Here is a 19,114-nt window from a genome sequence, read left to right as displayed (position 1 = left end):
GCAAGGAGCAGGAAAGAAGGGCGAAGGATGATCTGGCAATTTATGACAGGAAAAAAGGAACAGCGGCAGCTGCAACTAATCGAGTTATTGAAAGAAGAATGTTATACAGTAAAGGAATTAATGGGGCGGCTTGGCGTTAGCAGGAAAACCGTTTTACGGGACTTAAACGGTTTACAAGAAAAGGGTTATGCTAAAAAAATAGCTCAATGGCAGCTTGATTGGTCCAACGTAACGAGTTTTTCTGAGTTGTATCGCAAAATCCTTTTAGAGAATTCCACCTTCAAGCTGTTCCAACAATACTTATGGAGTGATGGACCACAAGAAATTGAGTATAGAAAAATCAAGCAATTAAATAATTATTTACTTATTTGGAATCTTTCAGTTAATCGACGACGAGGGTGTTTAAGCGGGGATACTCGTTTGATCTTCCATCTGCAGTTGAAGTTTTTACGAGATTTTTGCCAGTTAGAGGAGCGAGCGTTGTATCGTCGTCTGGCTCGGCATTATGAAGAGCAGCAGCTTTTTTATCCAAAGCAAGAGTTGATCCCAGACAAAGAAATGCTGTTGACCTTCGCAGCTGATTTTTCTTTGCCAGAAAACATTGCTGAGCTTTGTTTTTTTGATTATCTGCGTCATCATATCCAAGCTTGTCTGACGTTTTACCTTTGCCATGAAAAATATCAAACCCCTTTATACCAAGAAATCATCAGGAGCCTGCAAATCATTGAGATGGAACCTATGTGGGAATTAAATCCTAGTAAACAAGTTTTTATTCTTAAATTATTTGATTTGTTTTTAGGTATCCAGCAAGGCTTGCCTTTAGCGGTTTTCAACCAAAAATGGAAGACAAGAGAAGTACCGGCGATTTTATTTTCCTTTAGCAAGGAATTGAAACGATCGATTTCGCTATTAAGGAACTGTCGAATTGATGAATTGGCGTTGGCGCTGAATCATATCCTTTATTCCAGTTATCAAGTTTCGTTATCCTTAAATCCCAACTTAAAAACTTCGTTGCGAATTCAGGAGGGCTATCAAGCTTTTTTATCTTCAACCGAAAGAATTTAGAGGGATGTTTTTGCTTAATGAAGGGTTATGCTATAATGATGAAGACTACGCGTAGGAGGAGAGCAGATGGGGTTAAAAAAATTAGATGTTCCGACATCTTCGATTACAGAAGTAAAAAAATCACCAATGGATGTTTTTGCTCAAGCTCGCAAAGCCGACACTGGGGTCTATGTCTTCAATCGCGAAAAAATTGCTGGCGTGATGTTGACGAAAGAACAGTACGAAGCTTTAATTGAAGAATTAACAACCTTACGAGATACATTATACCAACCAGTGGAGCGGGAATTACCGGTCCCAGAAGAATTAGAGGAATTAGCAACGGCTTTACGAACCACCTTAGCGAAAGGCTCAGTGATTTCTGCCCGCTACTTAGACGAACGCATGGTAGCGACCGGCTTTATTACGAAGAAGACTGGCTTTGGCGGTGTTACGGAAATGATGAAGGAACTGGAAGACAGCGGTAAAATCGTTTATCAATTGCGTCGCAGGGAGCATAATAAAGTCATCTACGCTGAAATTTTTGGTGAAGCCCAAGAATTCCAGCGAGCAGCGGCGGATAAGCTGATGATTCGTAAAGTCAATCTGATTGAACGTTAAGTCGTTCAAGCGCTGAATCAGAAAAATAAATTTGGGGTCTAAAGCAAAAGCTTAGGCCTTTTTTTTACTATAAAGAAAGTCTAAAATTTTTACATGAATAAATCACTTTACAGCAGGTCTAGCCATGTCTGGCTTCACGAACTAGCTTTATCGGCAATAAGCAAAACGATTTCGAAATCGTTTGGTCTTATTGCTCAAAAGCTGAGCGAGTTCGCGAAAGCCTTTTTTAGTGCGGTAAGGTCGTTAGCTGAGAGACTACGGGATAGTTGTCTGTGAACAAACGTTCGGTTATAATGGAACCAGAATCATTGATAAGGACGCTGAAAGGGGAGGTGAATTCTGTGGCCGATTTAGTTTTTCCATTAAAAAATGATACGACGCGAAAAATTATTCATATTGATATGGATGCTTTTTTTGCGTCGGTTGAGGAGCGGGATGATCCTGAATTAGCGAAGCATCCCTTAGTAATCGCCCGCCATCCTTCTGATACTGGAGGAAAAGGAGTCGTGACGACCGCGAATTACAAGGCTAGAGTTTATGGGATTCATTCAGCAATGAGCGCTCAAAAAGCCTTTGAGCTTTGTCCCCAAGCAATTTTTAAACCCGGCGATCACGAAAAATACCGAGCGGTCTCGCAACAAGTTCGAGCCATTTTTCATCGCTATACAGATATCATCGAACCCGTCTCAATTGATGAAGCCTACTTAGATGTGACAGAAAATAAAATCAATGCCCGTTCAGCCATCAAAATTGCTCGCTTGATTCAGCAAGATATTTGGCAGGAGCTGCAACTGACTTGTTCGGCCGGAGTTAGTTATAATAAATTTTTGGCTAAATTGGCCTCTGACTATCAAAAACCGCGAAGCATGACAGTGATCTCACCAGAAGAAGCTGTCATCTTTTTAAAGCAGCTACCAATTGAAAAATTTCACGGTGTTGGGAAAAAGACCGTACCGAAAATGAATGAATTGGGAATTTTTACTGGCGAGGATTTATACGAAAAAAGTGAAATGTTTTTGATCCAGGAATTTGGTAAGATGGGCTATTCTTTGTATCGAAAAGTTCGCGGAATTCACGACTCGCCCGTCAGTGTTACTCGTGAACGCAAGTCGGTGGGGAAAGAACATACTTACGGCCGTCCATTGGCCACAGAGGACGAGGTTTTAAGTCAGTTAAGGCAATTAGCGGAAAAGGTCGAAGGCTCCTTAAAACGCGTGCAGCGGCATGGCAAAACGGTAGTCGTCAAGATTCGATATACAGATTATACGACTGTGACGCGGCGAGTGACGCTGCCTTATTACATAGAAAAAAAAGAAGAACTATTTTCCCAAGCTAGTTTGATTTGGGAGGAAATTGGCGGCATCGAAAAAGGGATCCGCTTAGTCGGTATCACCTTGACTAATCTAGATCCCGTTGCCTATGAAAATATTGTCTTGCCTTTGTGGGAGTGAAAAAGCTAGTTCGTAGAGCCAGACATCAAACAAGAAGAGCGACTAAATTAGTTCGCTCTTTTTAATTTGTTCAAAAGCTTTTTCGGAGTCATGGAGCTTTTCCCAAATAACGACTTCACCTTGTGCTAAAGATTTTTTGACATCAATGATCCGTTGATTGGCACTGCCACGAAATTGCAGCATCAAGTTTTTTTGCGCCAGTTCAAAACGTCCGTCAACGAGAATATCAATCTTGCTGAGCATTTCTAATTTGTCTTCACTGTCTTGCAACAGCTCCTCAAACGTGTAGCCGCTCCAAGACCAGATATCTTTCGTGTCGCCAAATTCTTCCCGCAAACGGTCAATCACTCTTAAGCAGACTTGAGTATTCAAAAAAGGCTCGCCGCCTAAGAAGGTGACACCTTGAACATAATCGTGGGCTGTATCCGCGATTAATTGATCTTCAATTTCTTGGGTGAAGGGCTTGCCGTAATGAAAATTTTGTGCAGCAGCATTGAAGCAGCCTTCGCAGGCAAACGGACAGCCACTGACGTAGAGACTATTCCGGACGCCTTCTCCATCAACAAAGTTGAAGGCCTTATAATCGGCGATGTATTGCTGACTTAACTCACTGGCCAGCCATTCTTTTGGTTTAGGATTACGCATGTTTTTTCACCTTTCAAGTAAAACAGGGAGCGGCAAAGAGCGCCGTCCCTGTCAATCGTATTTCCAGTTTCTATTTCATATGTTTGACGCGTGAGGCGATTTCTTCATGACGGCCGTGAACCATCGGACGTGCTTGCGGATTGCCTAGGTAGCCGCAAGTCCGTTTGACAACATCACAGGTTTTTGGATCATGGTTGCCGCACTCTGGACATTCAAAGCCGCGTTTGGTTGGTTTGAAGTCGCCTTCGAAACCACATTCGTAGCAATGATCGATCGGTGTGTTGGTTCCTAGATAAGCGATGCGATCGTAGCCATAGTCCCAAACAGCTTCCAAAGATTTTGGATTTTGCTGCAATACTGGGTATTCACAATAGTGGATGAAGCCGCCAGAACAATATTTAGGATAGTCTTTTTCGAAATCCAATTTTTCAAATGGCGTTGGGTTTTTCCGCACATCATAATGGAAGCTATTCGTGTAATAGTCCTTATCCGTGATGTTTTCAACGACACCAAAGCGCTCTGTATCTAAACGACAGAAACGATCCGTCAAACTTTCACTTGGTGTTGAATAAACACTGAAGTGATAGCCGTATTCATTGCCCCAGGCATCTGCATGTTCTTTTAGATCCTTCATAATATCCAAGGTGAAAGCTTTCGCTTCTGGATTGCCTTCCCATTCACCGCCGTAAAAAACGCTGGCAACTTCGTAAAGACCAATGTAGCCTAAAGAAATCGTAGCTCGTTTATTTTTGAATAATTCATTGACAGCATCTGTTCGTTTCAAACGTTTGCCGAATGCGCCGTATTGATACAAGATCGGTGCGTTCGCCGGTGTGGCTTCTTTACAACGATCAATCCGGAAAACAAGCGCGTCTTTAGCGATTTGCAGACGTTCCTCTAATAATGTCCAGAATTTTTCTTTGTTGCCGGCTGATTCTAAGGCGATCCGTGGTAAATTCAATGTAACGACCCCAAGATTCATGCGGCCTGCATTGATTTCTTCGCCTTGTTCATTTTTCCAGCCTTGCAAGAATGAACGACAGCCCATTGGCACTTTGAAGCTGCCAGTCAGCTCAATTAATTTATCGTAATTCAGGATATCTGGATACATTCGCTTGGTTGCACATTCTAATGCTAATTCTTTAATATCATAGTTTGGATCAGTTGGTTCCAAGTTGGTTCCACGACGCAGGGTGAAAATCAATTTAGGGAAAATCGCCGTGCGTTTTTCGCTACCTAAACCTTCGATCCGGATTTGTAGGATCGCTTTTTGAATCTCGCGTTCAAACCAATCTGTTCCAAGACCAAAGCCTAATGACGTAAAGGGTGTTTGTCCGTTTGAAGTAAACAACGTATTGATCTCGTATTCTAAGCTTTGCATCGCGTCATAAATATCTTTACGTGTTTTTTGTTTCGCAAAAGCTTTTTGCTTTTCTGGACTATCGATCCATTCTTCGGCGTCTTTTAAATGTTTTTCATAATTTAAGCGCGCAAAAGGAGCTAACAATTCATCTGTCCGATCGGCTGAACAGCCGCCGTATTGGCTTGAAGCAACGTTGGCAATGATTTGTGAAATCTGTGCTGTCGCCGTTTGAATTGATTTAGGACTTTCTACTTCGGCATTACCGATTTTAAATCCGTCGTTTAACATGCCTTTAAAGTCGATCAAACAGCAGTTTGTCATTGGTGTATAGGGATGATAATCCAAATCATGGTAATGGATGTCGCCCTTTTGGTGAGCATTCGCTACATGGGCTGGCAGCATTTTTAAACCAATGGATTTACCCACGATCCCAGCCGTCAAATCCCGTTGAGTATTGAAGACATCGCTGTCTTTATTGGCATTTTCATTCACGACCGTTTGGTCCTTGTTGATTAGTTTGCCGATTGTAAAGTTAATGTCAGTGGCTTTGCTACGCTGGAAATCACGATGGGTCCGATAATTGATATATTCCTCGGCTAACCCGTACTCGTTATGCTCTAATAGAATATGTTCCACGATGTTTTGGATTTCATAAATTTTAATGTCACTGTTGAAACGCTCAGAAATTTCAGCATCTACGCGTTCGACGATTGATTGGATGCGCCCGTGAGCTAAAGGATCAATCGAACCTTTTATTTTTGTTTCAGCTTTAATCAATGCATCATAAATTTTTTGGTCATCAAAGGAGACGTGACGTCCATCGCGTTTTACGACTTTGATATTTTTTAATGACGATTGAAACTCGTTGAGCAACGAGTCTTTTGTATGGATTTCCATCATAACAAACACTCCATTTCTTCTAAATCTCACTATTAATAATATAGCATTTTGATTTAGCATGCAACGATATATTGGGGCTTTTTTTAGGAATGAAAGAAGAACACACTATATATAGTGTGTTCCTTTATGTAAAAGTGTATGAAAGCTGATGAGGCCGTGCTTTACAGCTATGTTAAAATAACTTAAAAATATTTGTTTTGAATGTGAAAAAAATGTAAGCTGTCAGACAGTCGTTTCACGTAAAAAACCAACCCAAATATGATACCATAAAGGAAAAAATTTGGATATTAAAAATAGGTGTCTAATTTTGAGAAGGAAATCGTTTTGACAGGAGGATCAAGCAATGAAGAAAATAATTGATGTGCAGCATTTAAGTAAAAGCTATGGCACACGCAATAATAAAGTGACGGTCTTGAATGATTTGAATTTTTCCGTGGAGAAGGGAGAATTCGTTGGGATCATGGGTCCTAGTGGTGCCGGTAAGACGACGTTAATGAATATCCTGTCAACGATTTTGCTGCCTACGATGGGCAGCGTGAAGATCGACGGCGCTGACATCACACAGATGCGGGAGAACCGACTGACAGATTTTCGTCGGAAAAATCTAGGTTTCATTTTTCAAGAGTTTAATTTGATTGATAGTTTGTCGGTGCGGGACAATATTATTTTGCCTTTAGCAGTCAGCAAGCTTTCCTATGAAGAAATTACGAAACGGGTCGATCATCTAGCGCAAATTTTAAAAATTGAAGGTATCTTAGACCGATTTCCAGAAGAACTGTCTACCGGTCAACAGCAACGGACTGCAGCAGCGCGGGCTTTGATCACCAGTCCGATGATTTTATTTGCTGATGAGCCCACGGGCTCTTTGGATTCTAAAGCAGCGACTGAGTTTTTGAATTACTTAGACGAGGTGAATCTTCATGAGGAGACGACGATCTTGATGGTTACTCATGATCCTTACACGGCTAGCTATTGCAATCGCGTGCTGTTTATTAAGGATGGGCGTTTTTTCTCCGAGATCGTTCGACGTTCAACCCGCAAGGATTTTTTTGAGAAAGTGATTGATATGCAGGCGACGATCGGCGGGGGAGGCAAAGCCAATGCTGATTAAATTAGTTTGGCGCGGTTTTAAAAAACAATTATCCAATTATTTATTGCTGTTCTTTAGCTTGATTTTTTCGGTGATGGTTTATTATTCCTTTACGGCGATGACCTATGAGCAGCCCTTGATTCGCGGTGCCGGAAAAAATACCCAATTGGTTGGTGTTTTAGGGTTCGGCAGTTTTGCGGTGGTACTGATTCTTTTATTTTTTATGGCGAATACCAATCGTTTTTTTATTGAAAATCGCCGCAAGGATATCAGTATCTTCCATTTATATGGACTGAATTATTATCAAATTTGTTTGTGGTTTATTTTAGAGCTTTTATTTATTGGGGTGTTTTCCTTCGTGATTGGGATCGGCTTGGGTATTTTATTTTCAAAACTCTTTAGCATGATCTTGGTCAAAGCGATGGATCTGCCACTACAAGTCCATTTCTTTTTCTCTAGTGACGCGATTCTTGCGACTGGGCTCGTGGTATTGTTTATTTTGGCAGTTGTTTGTTTGCAGATTTTGTGGTTAGTGTCTGGCTATAAGTTCAGTCACGTCAAAAAGGCCCGTCTGCGAAACATCCAAGCAATGAAGCTTTCCTCGTGGCAAAAGGTCATGGCAATAATTGGCGGTATGTTCTTACTAACCGGCTGGGGTCTAGCGTTGACTTATATTTCGATTGCTCGCAAGGTGAGTGATCAGCTCGGTTTGATCCAAGGTAATTTTCTATTAATGAGTATTATTTTTCTGTTGTGTGTGATTGGTAGTTATCTTTTTTTCGCTTTTACTTTACGTTGGTATAATTCCTTTCACCCGAAGCGGCTTGATAAAAATTTAGGTATGTTGTCACGCAGTGAGTGGCAGCTGCGGTTATTCAGCGAATGGCGTTTTTTAGGTTCAATCACCGTTTCCTTAGGTTTAGCTCTAGCGATACTTGGCGGCATGGCAGCTTTGGCTTCGATAGAAATGCGTTCTGTAGATGAAATCGCTCCGGCTTCTTTATTGATTACACGAGAAAGTTATCAGAAGCTGGTACCTAAGTTGGAAAGTGTCGAACCTTACCAACGACAATCCATTCATTTTAAAGCGGTGCCGGCGAAACAAAATGTAGAAATTTCAGGAGAAGGGATGAATACCCAGCCGGAAGTCATGGACATGGTTTCCCTCTCAGATTATCGTGCCTTTCAAAAAACGAATCCAACATTGCGGGACATTCAATTGAAATCTGCCAATGCTACCGTCGTATTAAGTTCTTATCAGCGCTATTTGAACGACTATACGCGCTATAGCAATCGGATTTATTTGAAGGATAAGAAGTTAAGCGTCCAGGCTAGTCACCCCAATTTTTTTGGGGATACGAATCTACGCTATGGTACGGGGATGATCGTTGTTTCGGATCAATTATTCAATGAAACGGAAGGCATTTCGTATACGATCGAGGCGATTGATGTCCTTCCCCAAAATGAAAACAAACTGAACCAGTTGGTCCAAAAAAATGTCAAAGGAGATTGGGATTTTCCGATTCATTATGATCTTAGCTGGAAAAATCATCAGCTAATGGGAGACATTACCCAAGGAGCCGGCACCAAAAAATCCGATTCAACCATCTATCGTTCAGAGTACACCTCTTATCAAGATACTTATCGCAGGACCCGCAGCAGTCTTGGCTTGGTCTTGTTCGTTGTAACTTTTGTAACGACGACGTTTATTATTACGACAGCCAGCACGGTAACTTTGCGACGCTTGTCAGAGTTTAATCAAAAACGTAAGCAGTATCGCTTGCTACAACAAATGGGGATTCCTAATCAGACGATTTACCAAGAAATCAATCGAGAAAATCGGGTGGCGTTCTTTATCCCCGCTTTATTAGCATTGATTCACAGTGTTTTGGCTATTTCGGTTATTTCTCATATCGCTCAGAACGCAGATTATGGCTTTGTTTACTTATTTTGCGGGTTGATGCTAGTAGTCTATGGAGTTTTCTATTTATTCTCCAGTGCCTATCAAAAAAGATTGCTCTAAATTTGTTAGGTCGTTTTTTTAACGTATTGTCAGCTCGACCAATTATCAAATCATTGATTTTAAATTGGTAATAGTAAGATCAGCAAACGGAAGATTTAACTTTTCTTTATAACTTTTTTTGCCGCGGCACGGTGGGTGTCGCGGTTTTTATATTTAAATAACTGATGTGACAAAACTGTTCGTTTGAAACTAGATAATGTAAGTTGAATGCGTGGAAGATTATTTTGATCGTCCTATAATAAGCTACGAAAGAAAAAAAGAGAGGGCGATTTGATGAAGGCATTTTTGAGCCGTCCGACAACTCGTTATTGGTTGAGTTTTATCGGCAAGACGATTTTCTATTTTGCAGTCGTGCTGATCTTAATCTATTTATACCATTACAAGAGTATCCAAGGCGGTAACTTTATCTACAATGAATTTTAGTTTCAACAGCACAATTTCGTCTGAACCCGAACGGAGGGATAGTTATGAAAAATATCATTACGACGATTGATCAATGGGCGATCGATCAACCAGAGGCGTTAGCCTACCAATCTGAAACAGCCAGCTATTCTTATCAATTATTGCAGCAGTGGTCTGATAACTTAGCGCAGTATTTAGCAAAACAAACCGCTGCCAAAACACCAATCGTTGTTTTTGGTGAGCTGGAGTTTGAAATGATCACTAGCTTCATAGGGGCAGCCAAAAGTGGTCATGCCTATATCCCAATCGAATCGAACACACCCTTAGATCGCATTCAATTGATCTTAGACGTCGCGCAGCCTGCTTTAGTTTTAAGTGTGTTGCCATGGCCTGAGGAACTGGCGACGGAGATTCCCGTTGTTACACCAACTGAGTTGGCTCAAATTTTTAAAACCGAACAAGCACAAATCGAATTGCAGCCAGTGAAGGATGATGAGACGTTTTACATTATCTTCACTTCTGGTACGACAGGTGTACCAAAAGGGGTGCAGATCAGTCATGATAATTTATTGAGCTTTACGAATTGGGATCTGCAAGATTTCGGTATCCAGCCAGGAATGCGTTTCTTATCCCAAGCGCCGTATTCCTTTGATCTATCCGTGATGAGCGTTTATCCTGCTCTTTGCAGTGGTGGTATCTTGATCCCGATGGAAAAAGCCGTCATCAATGATTTCAAAAAGCTCTTCAGCTTTTTACCAAGCTTAGACTTGGAAATTTGGGTCTCGACGCCTTCTTTCATGGATATTTGTTTGATGGAGAAAACCTTCGATGGTGGACACGTTCCTTCATTAAAGATTTTCCAATTTTGCGGCGAAGAACTGACACGTAAAACAGCGGAAGAATTAATTCGGCGCTTCCCCAATGCCAAAATTTTTAATACGTATGGACCAACTGAAGCAACGGTGGCGATGACCTTGATCGAAGTCACCGCGGAAGTATTGGATCAATATGATCGTGTTCCGATTGGCTATGTCAAAGAAGACACCGAGGTTTTAATTTACGATGAAGATCAGCTTGCAGCACCAGGTGAAGCCGGCGAGATCGTTATCAAAGGCCCTAGTGTTTCAAAAGGCTATTTGCATAATCCAGAAAAAACCGCGGCGGCCTTTTTCGAGATCGATGGCGTGCCAGCATATCGTACTGGTGATGCGGGTCGGTTGCAGACAGATGGGTTATTGCTTTATGAAGGACGGATCGATTTTCAAGTCAAATTGCATGGCTTTCGCATCGAACTAGAAGATATCGATCATCATTTGGAACACGTTTCTTATGTGAAGCAAGCAACGGTAGTGCCAAAATATCAAGACCACAAAGTCCAACAGCTAGTGGCCTATGTCGTTGCAAATGACAATGACTTTGAAAAAGCCTATCAATTGACGAAGGCAATTAAAGAAGAGTTGGCTGAAGGCGTGATGGATTATATGATCCCGCAAAAATTTGTTTATGTGAATCAATTGCCACGGACAGCGAATGGCAAGATTGATCGTAAGTGGCTGATTAATGAGGTGAATAGTTAATGTATATCCCTCACATGGTGCCTTATGCGTCACCGATTTATTTCATTATTTTAATGGTTGCGTTGTTGCCGCTGATCTTAAGTTTATTGCTTCGTGGTAAACGAATCAGTTGGTACCAATCTTTGATCACCATATTCTTTTTGTATATTTCCTTTGGCGGAAAAGATTACCGTCAAGGAATCGCTTTGATTGGTTATGTAATCTTCCAAAGTATCTTGGTTTGGGGATATCACCAATACCGCAAAAATAAAAATCAAGCGAATATCTTTTATCTAGCGGTCTTTTTAAGTATTGTCCCATTGATTTTTGTTAAAGTAACACCTTTTATGGATGGACAAAATTCTATCTTCGGTTTTCTAGGCATCTCGTATCTGACGTTTAAATCGGTTCAGATTATTATGGAGATGCGAGACGGCATGATCAAAGAATACAGTCCTTTGAATTACATCAAGTTTCTGTTGTTCTTCCCAACGATCTCATCGGGGCCGATCGATCGCTATCGTCGTTTTGAAAAGGACTTGAACGAGCCGCCTGCACCGGAAAAATATATCGATTTGTTAGGCTCAGGGATTCATAATATTTTTGTTGGATTTTTATATAAATTCATCATTGGCTACTATTTTGGTCAGGTTCTATTGCCGATCGCTGATCGGATGGCGATGCAGCACGGTGGAATTTCTTGGGGCTTAGTTGCTTATATGTACGTGTACAGCATGTATTTGTTCTTCGATTTTGCCGGTTATAGTTTGTTTGCGGTAGGGACAAGCAAGCTGATGGGCTACGAAACGCCGCCGAACTTTAACAAACCTTTCTTATCGTGGAATATCAAAGAATTCTGGAATCGTTGGCACATGACGCTTTCCTTCTGGTTCCGTGATTATATTTACATGCGCTTGATGTTTACCTTGATCAAAAAGAAAACCTTCAAAAGCCGGATCGTGGCTTCCAATGTCGGTTATTTCGCGTTGTTCTTGATCATGGGTGTCTGGCACGGTTTGACATGGTATTACATCGTCTATGGGATTTATCATGCGACCTTGATTTGTTTGACGGATGCTTGGCTGCGTTTCAAAAAGAAACACAAGAAACAGCTGCCGTCGAATAAATTTACCCACGCATTGGCGGTCTTCTTGACCTTCAATGCCGTCTGCTTGAGCTTTTTAATCTTCTCAGGCTTTTTAGACAAGTTATTCTTTCATAACTTTTTGATGCGTTAAAAGAGTTTTACTTATAAAAAATGAAATGGAGCGAGGAACATGGAAGACACATTATTCAGCATTTTAGAAGATATTACAGGAACAGATGAAGTAAGAGACAATCCAGATGTCGACTTATTTGAAGAAGGTTTGATGGATTCATTGGCAACAGTCCAATTATTAGTGGAGATCGAAGGGCAATTAGGCGTTCAAGTTCCTGTATCTGAGTTCGACCGCGCTCAATGGAATACACCAAACAAAATCATCCAACAAATGAAGGCTTTAGAAGCTTAATGAAAAAGAAACTCTTCGGTATCTTTGGCCCGATCCTTTTGGCGGCGGTCCTATTGGTTCTTCTGTTTTTTTCACCATTTAAGATCGACAGCAATGATCCGAAATTGATCAAGGCTGCCTCAAGTTCGATGGCGGGAAATGTCTTACGAGGAAACAGTATTACAAAGGAAGCTTTAAGTACCGATAAGTATGTACCGTTTTTTGGTTCTTCTGAGTTGAGTCGAATCAGCCCTTTCCATCCATCGGTCCTGGCTGAAAAATATGACCGTGGCTATACGCCCTTTTTGATGGGGGCACCGGGTACACAGTCTTTGACCCAATTCATGATGATGCAGTCATTAGGCAGTGAATTGAAAGATCGTAAGGCGGTCTTTATCATTTCTCCGCAATGGTTTGTTAAAGATGGGATTAAGCGTGATTATTTTGATGCCTACTACTCCCCAGAGCAAACCTTGAGCTGGTTGCTGCGCTTAAAGAAGGTCCAAACCAGTGATCGCTATTTGGCTCAACGTTTGACTGACTATGGTGTAGTAAGAAAAGACGAACGCTTGGATCGAATGCTGGCTGCCGTGAAGGCTGGCAAATTACCGGACAAGACAGATGTGATGTTCAGCCGCTTGAAATTGAATATGCTGGAACGCGAGGATGAATTATTCAGTACCATCGGCATGGTAAGTAAGCAAGAGGCAATCGATAAAAATGTCAAAGCCTTGCCAACTGAATACAAACATAATGAGTTAAGCAGCTTGGCTGATCGATTAGGAGAGCGAGCAACTCAAGGAAATGAATTCGGCATCCAAAAGCACTTTTATCAACAACGGATCAAACCACATATGAATCTTTTTGCCGATTCGCAAAAAAATTGGGACTATCGTTATTCGCCTGAATTCTCTGATTTTCAATTGGCTTTAGATCAATTATCTAAAGAACATGCGGACTGTCTCTTTATTATTCCGCCAGTAAATGGCCGCTGGGCTAAATACACAGGACTTTCTCAAGAGATGCTGCAGCAGTTTTCTGACAAGATTAAATACCAATTGACTTCTCAAGGCTTTAACAACATTGCTGACTACACTGATCAAGGAAACACGCCTTACTTTATGCAAGACACGATTCACCTAGGTTGGAACGGGTGGTTAGCGGCAGATAAAAAAATCGCACCATTCTTAAAAAATCGCCAACCGATCAAAGAGAATTACGCTATTAACAATACGTATTTCCTAAGTCATGAGTGGCAACAGACCAACCCGCTAGATATTAAATAAAAATAGACGTCAATCTCTTGAGATTGACGTCTATTTTATTGATATTTTTGGTAGTAGAAGATCGCTAGTTGGGTACGATCGCGAACCTCTAATTTTTCCAGCAGCTGACTGATATTGTTTCTGACGGTTCCCTCACTTAGAAATAATTCATGAGCGATCTCTTTATTATTTTTTCCGTTGGCAACAGCGAGCAAGATACTTTCTTCCCGCTCCGATAAATGGATCTTAGACTGTTTTCGCGGCGTTTGATCGGTTAAGATAGAGGCCAATTTTCCCACGATCTCCGTGCCAAAAACCGACTGTCCATTGTAGACAGCTTTAATCGACGGCACGATACTGGCTAAATCTTGCTTGATGAGATAGCCTTTTACGCCGATCTGTAAGGCTTCTCGGATGTATTCGTCATCTGAAAAAGTGGTCAAAAGCAAGATGACTGCTTTGGGGACCTGTCTAAAAATTTCCTTGGCAGCTTCAATGCCAGTATTTTTTCTCATTCGAATATCGGTTAATAAAACATCCGGCCGTTCTTGTAAATATAAGGTAACGGCCTCTGAAGCTGAATTACCTGTTCCTACCACCTGAATTTCCGCGGATACTTCTAAAATAGTTTTTAACGATTCCGTCACAAGCGGATCATCGTCAACAACGACAACGCGAATCATATTCTTCCTCCTAACTTAAAAATAAAAAACGGGACCTTCACTTAACGATTGCTGCGCAGAGAAGTGTGCGTATTTTTCGGTAAGATGACATGGATCATAAAATTATTCGGCGTTTGTGCGACGTGTAATTGTCCGCCGATTTTGGTGACTCTTTGCCGCATACTCTTCAGCCCGATCCCATCGCTATTTTTTTTGGTCAGCGTCCCATTATCTAGAATCTGTAAACGATAAAAGGCCGGCATTTCATTGAATGAAAGTGTCACTTTGGTGGCGTTGCTGTGTTTCATCACATTAGCCAAGGCTTCTTTTAAGATCATCAGTAAGGTTCGTTCTTGTTCCTGATTCAAATGATTCGGCACCTTGCCATGGAGCTCTACTGCACAAAATTGAAAATCAGCAAGTAATAAATCTAATCCTTTTTCAAAAGACAACGATGTTTCATGCAAGTCATGGACGCTCTCACGAATATTATCCATACCTGTATGAATCGTTGAACGTAGCTGATTTAGTGGCTTTTTCAACGGTTCGTTTTGGTTGATTGCTTCGATCGCCCCCAACTGGATGATCGCGCTAGATAATAAATGCCCGACATTATCGTGGATATCTCGAGCGATGCGATTACGTTCTTCAGAGATTTCGAGATCGATGAAGGTTTCTTGTGATTGGATTAATTCTTGATTCTTTTGTTTTAACAACTCTTGCTTTTCCCAACTATCATCTTTTAGTTGCAACAAGGCTTCGCTAACTTCTTCTTGTTTTTTACCCCGCCAGGCCAGAAGGGCCGCAAAACAATTTAAACAAAAAAGCAACAGATTTTCAGACACAGAGTAGGTGCCTTGAAAGAACGTAACGAGTAAGACGATTAGTACCCAGCTCCAAACAATCTCATCCCGCCAAGCAATCCGCAGATTTGCCGGCAGAAAAACAAGCAAGGTTGGCCAGAAAAAGCTCAAGATCAAGAGTGGGAACACGCCGACTGTCTGTCCTAACATTTTTGGCAGCAACAAAGCTGGGCCAGCCAACAGAATACTGATCAACAAATAAATGATCATTTGCGGCTGAAAGCCCTGCTGAAAAATCAGCAGTATCCCAATCACTTCCAAAAAGAAAAAATCTACCCAATAATTATTTAAAGACTGCATTTTTTGTACCCGCTTCGTAATAAAGTATTTGTTTTCGAAAGAAAAAAATAATTTCAAACATCATTATGACTGATAACCAATGAATATATCGAATAATGACATTTGTCATTTTATCATTGGCGTAAATTCACTGTAAGTTTGCTCCTAATTTTATTATAGTAAATGTATGAAGAAAAGGAAAAGGGGTTTTTCAAATGTTGATTGAAATCGAAAACTTAGTGAAGCGTTATGAGGATTTTACAGCGCTGAATCATTTGAATTTAGCGGTTAAAAAGGGGGATATTTTAGGTTTGTTGGGGCCGAATGGGAGCGGAAAATCGACTACGATCAACTGCATGCTGTCATTGTTGACCTATGATCGAGGCTCAATCAAAATATTTGGCGAGGAAATGGGACCGGAAAAATACGGAATCAAGCAAAAAATTGGTGTGGTACCGCAAGAAATCGCGGTTTTTGAAGAGCTGAATGTCACTGACAATGTTAATTATTTTTGTGGCTTATATGTGCAAGAGAAAAAGCAGCGAGAGCTGTATGTGGAAGAAGTTATCCAGTTAGTCGGCTTGGAAGAATTTCGCAAGTTTTATCCCAAGCAGTTAAGCGGCGGGCTAAAACGACGTCTGAATATTGCTTGTGGCATCGTGCATAAACCGGAATTGATTTTCTTGGACGAACCGACTGTCGCAGTTGATACTCAAAGCCGCAATAAAATTTTAGACAGTATCAAGGAGCTGAATCGTCAAGGGGCCACGATCGTTTATACGACTCATTACATGGAAGAGGTTGAAATTTTGTGTAACCACATCGTAATTATCGATCAAGGGCAAGTAATTGCTGAAGGCAGTAAGGAACAACTGAAAAATATGGTCCGAGAAAACGAAAAATTGATTATTGAAGTTCCCGGTTTAACTAAGGCACAGGTTGAAGCGGTGGAAGCTGTGCCTTCGATTTTAGAAGTCTCCTATGATGACAGCTATTTGCAAGTTACCACGAAAGACTTGAAGCAGGCGCTGTTACCGATCTTGAATTATTTTGAAGCGGAGAAGATCATGTACGCTAATATCCACACGCAAGAAGCAACCTTGAATGACGTTTTCTTAGAAATTACAGGCAAAGAATTAAGAGATTAGGGGGTGAGAAGATGTTTGTTCGGCTATTTATTTATCGTTTAAAGGTGCTGCTAAGAAATCGCAGTTTGCTCTTTTGGACTTTCGCTTTTCCTATCGTCTTAGGCCTGTTATTCAATTTAGCTTTTGGCAACTTGGATGATATATTGGCGCTGGAAACCTCAACGGTTGGGATCGTTGCCACTGATCAGTCAAAAGCGGATCAGTTTGAAGCAGTGTTGAAGCAAGTCAAAAATGAGGATGAAGTCGTTTTTAAAGGAAAAGAATTATCAAAAAAAGAAGCAAAAGCACAATTGTCTGATGATAAAATTTCAGGTTACTTTGAAATTGATGCTCAAAAAATCGAATTGTTCGTCAGCAAAAGCGGCACGCAGCAAACGGTCTTAAAGGAATTATTGAATCAATACTTACAAAATACGGATAAAGTCGAGAACTTAATGGCCTCAGGCGCGGTCCAGCCGCAAGCTATTGAACAAGCATTAGAACAAAAAAACTTTGTTCAAGATGGAAATGGAACAGGAAATTTTAACTTAAAATCCTTTTATTTCTTTACTTTAGTGGGGATGACAGTGATGTATGGCTTTATGTGGGGATTACGGAACGCGAATGATCAGCAAGCCAATCAATCGCCAGAAGGCATGCGGCTATGCTTGATCCCTCGAAATAAATTGCTGGTTTCCTTTACTAATATGCTAGCTAGCTTTTTCCTCTTTGTTGCTCAAGTAATCTTGATCCTAATGTTTTATCGGTTTGTCTATCAAGTTGAATTCGGAGACCATTGGAATTATATTTTACTGGTTTGTGGGCTAGGAGCTTTTACGGCAATTTCCTTTGGTACCTTGATCGGCAATGCCTTTTCGAAATTAGATTTCCAGCAAAAAATTTCCATCGGTATCTCGATTTCCATGATTATGAGTTTCTTAGCTGGGATGATGGGTTCGCAATCGATCAAATATTGGATTGATGTTCATGTCCCTCTGTTGGGACGAATCAATATCGTCAATCTGATTAGTGAAAGTTTGTATCAATTATTCTATTATCAATCCTTAAATTCCTTTTACACCAATCTGATTTGGCTAGCGAGCTTTGGTCTTTTGTTTGTGATTGTGAATTATTCTTTCGAGAGGAAGGTGCAATATGACCACTTATAAAGCGATTCTGCAAATTTTAAAGAAAAATAAGGGCAGTCTGCTGCTAGGTGTGATTATCATGGCGATCATTACTTTATTTTACGCGGGACAATTAACGAGGGACGCGGAAGAATTGACGGGGGCGAAGATTGCTATTCTGTCGAAAGATGATTCTAGCTTGGAAAAAGATTTTGTTGCTTACTTAGCGAAACAGCATACGATTGTAAACTTGCAAGATACCTCACAGAAGAGTTTGGATGATGCTTTGTATTTTGATGAAGTGCAATACATTTTAGAGATTCCAAAAGATTTTTCTGCTAAATTATCCAAAGGAGAAACGGTTACATTAGCCAGCAAGACTCGACCGGCGACCTTTTCTCAATCGTTAGTCGATACAACCGTCAATAATTATCTGAACACCTATTTAACTTATCAAAAGCAACTGCCTTTGCTTAGTCAAAAAGAACTATTGGAAAAGACTAAGACCACTTTAAGCAAGGATGGTGAGGTCCATTTTGATTCCACCTATCATAAAAAGAAAAAACAAAATGTAACGGGTCAAATTTATAGTTTATTGGCTTATGGGATGTTCATGTCCGTTTTTAGCGGCTATGCGGCAGTCAATTTAGCCTTCAATCGTAAGGAGATCCGTGAGCGTAACAGCTGTTCGCCGATTTCTCGCCGGAAATTGGCCCGGAAGATTTCGCTTGGTAATTTGTCTTACGCGATCCTTTGCTGGCTGATCTTTCTTGCCTTTGTTCAGTTCGTTACCCGCGGCAGTTTTGATCAAGTGCACGGCTACTTTATTTTGAATACTGTTGCCTTCTTCATTGCCATCATCAGTTTTTCTATTATGATCACCAGTGTCCTGCAAAATGAAGATGCAATCACTGGCATCAATAATATTTTTATTATGGGAAGCTGTTTTATTGGCGGGGTCTTTGTTCCTAGCCAATTTTTACCGGATGTGGTGAATAAGATTGCGGCCTTTACGCCGACGTATTGGTTTGCTCAAAACAATGATCTGATCGGGAAGACCGTCGATTTCAATCAAAAGTTTTTAGATAAATTTTTATTCCAATCGGGGATATTGTTAGCCTTTGCCGCCGCCTTCTGGGTGATCCACTTGATCACGATGCGAGAAAAAGGCACATGGTCGTTAAAGAAAATTCAAGCATAAATTAGAAG

Annotated in this window: 17 protein-coding genes; 13 read left to right on the top strand and 4 right to left on the bottom strand. The window is 40.8% G+C overall.

Features of this window, described 5'->3' with window-relative positions; translation table 11 throughout:
* Positions 1-27 precede the first annotated feature (27 nt).
* From IGI54_RS09400 to dinB, 3 genes are all read left to right on the top strand, one after another.
* Entirely contained in the window at positions 28-1,065 is a 1,038-nt protein-coding gene (locus IGI54_RS09400; protein WP_430620534.1) for a DeoR family transcriptional regulator, read from the top strand.
* A gap of 66 nt (positions 1,066-1,131) precedes the next feature.
* Positions 1,132-1,662, top strand: a complete 531-nt coding sequence (locus IGI54_RS09395) for a prevent-host-death protein (protein WP_071860689.1) — start codon at positions 1,132-1,134, stop codon at positions 1,660-1,662.
* Positions 1,663-2,003: 341 nt separating this feature from the next.
* A complete protein-coding gene (gene dinB, locus IGI54_RS09390; protein WP_430620533.1) occupies positions 2,004-3,113 on the top strand; it encodes a DNA polymerase IV in 1,110 nt (369 codons plus the stop codon).
* Between the two features lie 42 nt (positions 3,114-3,155).
* Here dinB and nrdG read toward each other — a convergent pair whose 3' ends face one another.
* Together nrdG and nrdD are read right to left on the bottom strand one after the other, a co-directional pair.
* A complete protein-coding gene (gene nrdG / locus IGI54_RS09385; RefSeq protein WP_379945871.1) occupies positions 3,156-3,758 on the bottom strand; it encodes an anaerobic ribonucleoside-triphosphate reductase activating protein in 603 nt (200 codons plus the stop codon).
* A gap of 70 nt (positions 3,759-3,828) precedes the next feature.
* A complete protein-coding gene (gene nrdD, locus IGI54_RS09380; RefSeq protein ID WP_216428243.1) occupies positions 3,829-6,021 on the bottom strand; it encodes an anaerobic ribonucleoside-triphosphate reductase in 2,193 nt (730 codons plus the stop codon).
* Between the two features lie 343 nt (positions 6,022-6,364).
* Between nrdD and IGI54_RS09375 the strand changes: the two genes are divergently transcribed.
* From IGI54_RS09375 to dltD, 7 genes are all read left to right on the top strand, one after another.
* Positions 6,365-7,132 (top strand): ABC transporter ATP-binding protein, encoded by a 768-nt coding sequence (locus IGI54_RS09375; protein WP_216428245.1) that lies wholly within the window; start codon positions 6,365-6,367, stop codon positions 7,130-7,132.
* Positions 7,122-9,134 (top strand): FtsX-like permease family protein, encoded by a 2,013-nt coding sequence (locus IGI54_RS09370; protein WP_313630008.1) that lies wholly within the window; start codon positions 7,122-7,124, stop codon positions 9,132-9,134. The genes IGI54_RS09375 and IGI54_RS09370 overlap by 11 nt, the downstream gene beginning before the upstream one ends.
* Positions 9,135-9,407: 273 nt before the next feature.
* The gene (locus tag IGI54_RS09365) at positions 9,408-9,557 is read left to right on the top strand and encodes a teichoic acid D-Ala incorporation-associated protein DltX (RefSeq protein WP_071860695.1); all 150 of its coding nucleotides are present in this window, start codon (positions 9,408-9,410) and stop codon (positions 9,555-9,557) included.
* A 44-nt stretch (positions 9,558-9,601) separates the two neighbouring features.
* Positions 9,602-11,113, top strand: a complete 1,512-nt coding sequence (dltA, locus tag IGI54_RS09360) for a D-alanine--poly(phosphoribitol) ligase subunit DltA (protein ID WP_430620532.1) — start codon at positions 9,602-9,604, stop codon at positions 11,111-11,113.
* The gene (dltB, locus tag IGI54_RS09355) at positions 11,113-12,330 is read left to right on the top strand and encodes a D-alanyl-lipoteichoic acid biosynthesis protein DltB (RefSeq protein WP_313630006.1); all 1,218 of its coding nucleotides are present in this window, start codon (positions 11,113-11,115) and stop codon (positions 12,328-12,330) included. Before dltA ends, dltB begins: the two co-directional genes overlap by 1 nt.
* A 39-nt stretch (positions 12,331-12,369) precedes the next feature.
* Positions 12,370-12,603 (top strand): D-alanine--poly(phosphoribitol) ligase subunit DltC, encoded by a 234-nt coding sequence (gene dltC / locus IGI54_RS09350; RefSeq protein ID WP_430620531.1) that lies wholly within the window; start codon positions 12,370-12,372, stop codon positions 12,601-12,603.
* Positions 12,603-13,868 (top strand): D-alanyl-lipoteichoic acid biosynthesis protein DltD, encoded by a 1,266-nt coding sequence (dltD, locus tag IGI54_RS09345; protein WP_311901090.1) that lies wholly within the window; start codon positions 12,603-12,605, stop codon positions 13,866-13,868. The genes dltC and dltD overlap by 1 nt, the downstream gene beginning before the upstream one ends.
* A 35-nt stretch (positions 13,869-13,903) precedes the next feature.
* On the opposite strand, the gene IGI54_RS09340 is transcribed toward dltD, so the two are convergent.
* Positions 13,904-14,530: a response regulator gene (locus IGI54_RS09340; RefSeq protein ID WP_430620530.1), complete on the bottom strand. Its 627-nt coding sequence runs from the start codon at positions 14,528-14,530 to the stop codon at positions 13,904-13,906.
* 41 nt (positions 14,531-14,571) lie between these two features.
* A complete protein-coding gene (locus IGI54_RS09335) occupies positions 14,572-15,729 on the bottom strand; it encodes a sensor histidine kinase (RefSeq protein WP_430620529.1) in 1,158 nt (385 codons plus the stop codon).
* Positions 15,730-15,866: 137 nt separating this feature from the next.
* Between IGI54_RS09335 and IGI54_RS09330 the strand changes: the two genes are divergently transcribed.
* The 3 genes from IGI54_RS09330 to IGI54_RS09320 are packed head-to-tail and all read left to right on the top strand — an operon-like array spanning position 15,867 to position 19,106.
* Positions 15,867-16,799, top strand: coding sequence for an ABC transporter ATP-binding protein (locus tag IGI54_RS09330; protein WP_430620528.1), 933 nt, complete (start codon positions 15,867-15,869; stop codon positions 16,797-16,799).
* 11 nt (positions 16,800-16,810) lie between these two features.
* Positions 16,811-17,947: an ABC transporter permease gene (locus IGI54_RS09325; protein WP_430620527.1), complete on the top strand. Its 1,137-nt coding sequence runs from the start codon at positions 16,811-16,813 to the stop codon at positions 17,945-17,947.
* Complete coding sequence (locus tag IGI54_RS09320; RefSeq protein WP_430620526.1) at positions 17,934-19,106, top strand: ABC transporter permease; 1,173 nt, start codon at positions 17,934-17,936, stop codon at positions 19,104-19,106. The genes IGI54_RS09325 and IGI54_RS09320 overlap by 14 nt, the downstream gene beginning before the upstream one ends.
* The last annotated feature ends 8 nt before the right edge of the window (positions 19,107-19,114 follow it).

It is taken from the genome of Enterococcus sp. DIV0800, assembly GCF_050559735.1.
GTDB lineage: Bacteria > Bacillota > Bacilli > Lactobacillales > Enterococcaceae > Enterococcus_A > Enterococcus_A devriesei.
This window is presented reverse-complemented; position numbering and strand designations above follow the sequence as displayed.

Coding starts and splice junctions, on each gene's coding strand:
- IGI54_RS09400 (WP_430620534.1), top strand. CDS start 28: ATGATCTGGCAATTTATGACAGGAAAAAAGGAACAGCGGCAGCTGCAA.
- IGI54_RS09395 (WP_071860689.1), top strand. CDS start 1,132: ATGGGGTTAAAAAAATTAGATGTTCCGACATCTTCGATTACAGAAGTA.
- nrdG (WP_379945871.1), bottom strand. CDS start 3,758: ATGCGTAATCCTAAACCAAAAGAATGGCTGGCCAGTGAGTTAAGTCAG.
- nrdD (WP_216428243.1), bottom strand. CDS start 6,021: ATGATGGAAATCCATACAAAAGACTCGTTGCTCAACGAGTTTCAATCG.
- IGI54_RS09375 (WP_216428245.1), top strand. CDS start 6,365: ATGAAGAAAATAATTGATGTGCAGCATTTAAGTAAAAGCTATGGCACA.
- IGI54_RS09370 (WP_313630008.1), top strand. CDS start 7,122: ATGCTGATTAAATTAGTTTGGCGCGGTTTTAAAAAACAATTATCCAAT.
- IGI54_RS09365 (WP_071860695.1), top strand. CDS start 9,408: ATGAAGGCATTTTTGAGCCGTCCGACAACTCGTTATTGGTTGAGTTTT.
- dltA (WP_430620532.1), top strand. CDS start 9,602: ATGAAAAATATCATTACGACGATTGATCAATGGGCGATCGATCAACCA.
- dltB (WP_313630006.1), top strand. CDS start 11,113: ATGTATATCCCTCACATGGTGCCTTATGCGTCACCGATTTATTTCATT.
- dltC (WP_430620531.1), top strand. CDS start 12,370: ATGGAAGACACATTATTCAGCATTTTAGAAGATATTACAGGAACAGAT.
- dltD (WP_311901090.1), top strand. CDS start 12,603: ATGAAAAAGAAACTCTTCGGTATCTTTGGCCCGATCCTTTTGGCGGCG.
- IGI54_RS09340 (WP_430620530.1), bottom strand. CDS start 14,530: ATGATTCGCGTTGTCGTTGTTGACGATGATCCGCTTGTGACGGAATCG.
- IGI54_RS09330 (WP_430620528.1), top strand. CDS start 15,867: ATGTTGATTGAAATCGAAAACTTAGTGAAGCGTTATGAGGATTTTACA.
- IGI54_RS09325 (WP_430620527.1), top strand. CDS start 16,811: ATGTTTGTTCGGCTATTTATTTATCGTTTAAAGGTGCTGCTAAGAAAT.
- IGI54_RS09320 (WP_430620526.1), top strand. CDS start 17,934: ATGACCACTTATAAAGCGATTCTGCAAATTTTAAAGAAAAATAAGGGC.